General features: G+C 69.0%; 3 protein-coding genes and 1 pseudogene. All 4 read right to left on the bottom strand.

Going from position 1 to position 2,774, the window contains the following annotated elements; all coding sequences use genetic code 11:
- Positions 1–775 (bottom strand): thioredoxin family protein (locus AB7U92_RS25415; protein ID WP_428583377.1); only part of this gene is annotated, 775 nt, incomplete at its 3' end.
- Positions 776–882: 107 nt separating this feature from the next.
- Positions 883–1,446 carry an alkyl hydroperoxide reductase subunit C gene (gene ahpC, locus AB7U92_RS25410; RefSeq protein WP_428583375.1) on the bottom strand — a complete coding sequence of 188 codons (564 nt, stop codon included), beginning with the start codon at positions 1,444–1,446 and terminating at the stop codon, positions 883–885.
- Positions 1,447–1,589: 143 nt separating this feature from the next.
- Positions 1,590–2,492, bottom strand: a complete 903-nt coding sequence (locus tag AB7U92_RS25405) for a DUF2145 domain-containing protein (protein WP_428583373.1) — start codon at positions 2,490–2,492, stop codon at positions 1,590–1,592.
- Between the two features lie 74 nt (positions 2,493–2,566).
- Positions 2,567–2,774 (bottom strand): annotated as a pseudogene (locus AB7U92_RS25400) (hypothetical protein); the annotation flags it as partial.

Genomic DNA, 2,774 nt, shown 5'->3' with positions numbered 1-2,774 from the left:
AGATGTAGTTCTCGATGCCCAGCGTATCCAGCGTCTGGCCGCCGAAGCGTTCGGCGACGATGCCCGTGCTGATGCCCTTGCGCGCGGCATACACCGCCGCGGCCGCGCCGGCCGGGCCGCCGCCGACGATCAGCACGTCGAACACGCCCTTCTTCGCCAGCTTGGCGGCGTCGCGTGCGGCGGCGCCGGTGTCGATCTTGGCGAGGATCTCGCCGATCTCCATGCGGCCCGAGCCGAAGGGCTGGCCGTTCAGGTAGATCGTCGGCACGGCCATGATCTTGCGATCGGTGACCTCGGCCTCGAACAGGCCGCCGTCGATCGCCACGTGGCGGATGCGCGGGTTGAGCACCGCCATCAGGTTCAGCGCCTGCACCACGTCCGGGCAGTTGTGGCAGGTCAGCGACATGTAGGTCTCGAAGGCGAAGTCGCCGTCGAGCGTCTGGATCTGCTCGATCACCTCGGCTTCCAGCTTGGGCGGGTGGCCGCCGGCCTGCAGCAGCGCCAGCACCAGCGAGGTGAACTCGTGGCCCATCGGAATGGCCGCGAAGCGCACGCCCATGTCGGCGCCGGCGCGGGTGATCTGGAACGACGGCCTGCGCGCGTCGTTGCCGTCGAAGCGCGCGTGCACCATCGGATGCAGCGCCGCGATCTCCTCGATCAGCTCGCGCATCTCGGCCGAGGCCTCGCGCTCGTCGAGCGACGCGATCAGCTGCACCGGCTCGCGTAGGCGCTCCAGGTACGAGGCGAGTTGAGATTTCAGGCTGTCATCCAACATGGCAAACGTGCTCCAACGTAGTCGAGCGGACGCCGCGGGTCCGGCTTCGCCGGCCCGCTGGCGTCGCCCCCTTGAGGGGGAGCGCCGAAGGCGCTACGGGGGTGGGCTTAGATCTTCCCGACGAGGTCGAGAGACGGCGTCAGCGTCTTCGCGCCCTGCTGCCACTTGGCCGGGCACACCTGGCCGGGGTTCTTGGCCACGTACTGGGCGGCCTGCAGCTTGCGCAGGGTTTCCTTGACGTCACGCGCGATGGCGTTGTCGTGGATCTCGGCGGTCTTGACCACGCCTTCCGGGTTGATGATGAAGGTGCCGCGCAGCGCCAGACCTTCTTCCTCGATGTGCACGCCGAAGGCGCGGGTCAGCTTGTGGGTCGGGTCGCCGACCAGCGGGAACTTGGCCTTGCCCACGGCCGGGCTGGTCTCGTGCCACACCTTGTGCGAGAAGTGCGTGTCGGTGGTGACGATGTAGACCTCGGCGCCCAGGTCCTTGAAGGCAGCGTAGTTGTCGGCGGCGTCTTCCACTTCGGTCGGGCAGTTGAAGGTGAAGGCGGCCGGCATGAACACCAGCACGGACCACTTGCCCTTCATCGACTCGTTGCTGACCTCGATGAACTTGCCGTTGTGGAAGGCGTTGGCCTTGAACTCGGGAACTTGCGTGTTGATGATCGACATGGTGATTTCCTTGGGTTGAAAGACAGAGGGCGAATGGATCTGACAGGCGCCATTTTGTGTGCGCCGCAGCATATCGTGGGTTGATTGAAGAAATCTCCGCGATTGGCGATGGCTATCGCCAGGCGGTGGCTCGCAGAGCCGGGTCAGTCCAGCGTCACCACGCGATCGCCCGGCGCCGGCGTGCAGCCCTCGCCGATCGGCTCCCAGCCCTGCCGTACCACCACGCGCGCGCCGGCCTGGCAGAACTCGACGCGGCGTGCCTGCGGCCAGCGCTGGCGGGCGAAGGCCTCCAGCGACGACGGCATGCTCACCCGATAGACCGCCTGGGCGAGGTTCTCGCTCGGGTGGTCGTCGTGGTGTACCCAGGGGATGACGGCGGCCAGCCACATCGTCGGCGGGAAGCGGATGTGGAACTCGTGGGCCGCGTAACCCTGGCCGCGCAGCCAGTCCTGCGCCTGCGCGCGGGCGTCGTCGCCGGCCGGCGTGCCGCCCCAGGCCATGGCGAACATCTCGGCCACCCACTGGTTGCAGTTCTGGTAGCGCTGGCTCCACACGTAGGCATTGGCGCTGTAGGTGGGCGCCAGCAGGGCCAGTGCGCGGCGGTCGTCGAGCGCGGCCCCTTCCAGCGGCGCCGCGGCTTCGTCAGGAAGGAAGACGGCCGACACGTAGCCGCCCTCGGGGCTGCTCATGCCGAGCAGGAAGGCCGAGAGGCCCTGGTCGAACAGGCGCGGGCGCTGCTCGTCGCAGGCGTAGTAGAGCTGCCGCACCGACCACGGTGCCATCGCGTTGCCCTGCAGGCTGAGACCGGCGTGCGAGTAGCGCTGGTCGAGGCGCGAGAGATCGAGCCCGGCGCGCGAGACCAGCGCCACGCGCTGGCCGGAGCCCTGCAGTTCGTTGCGCACGATCTCGGCGAAGCGCAGCAGCCGGTCGCGCTGCTCGTGGGTCAGCTCGCCGGGCGTGTCGCAGTAGCGCAGCGTGCCGGCCTGCGCTGCCCCGGCGGCCAGCGCGAGCACCAGCGCGGCGAGCGCGCGGCGAAGCGTTGCCACGGTGTCCGGCGCCGGGCCGCCCCAAGCCGGACGGCGCCCCTCGGGGGCAGGAGCGCAGCGACCGGGAGGCCTTCTCAGAGCGAGACCGGGCGCGTCTGCAGCTCGCGGTACCACTCGTCCTTCAGCGCCATGAAGAAGCCCTTGAGCGTCTTGGCATGGGCGAACTCCAGGCCGTAGGGCTTGTGCTTGGCGAGCACCGTGCCGCCGGTGGCGAGCTTGCCCTGGTCGACCACCTGCTGCGGCAGGTAGAGATAGAACTCGTCGTCGGGCGTGCCCGTGGCC

Source organism: Piscinibacter sp. (assembly GCF_050175855.1).
GTDB lineage: Bacteria > Pseudomonadota > Gammaproteobacteria > Burkholderiales > Burkholderiaceae_C > Piscinibacter.
The sequence above is the reverse complement of the archived record's forward strand: the minus strand, read 5'-3'. Positions and strand labels throughout refer to the sequence as shown.

Bases quoted from the DNA above. Each gene is read 5' to 3' on its own strand.
- ahpC (WP_428583375.1), bottom strand. From the start codon at position 1,446: ATGTCGATCATCAACACGCAAGTTCCCGAGTTCAAGGCCAACGCCTTC.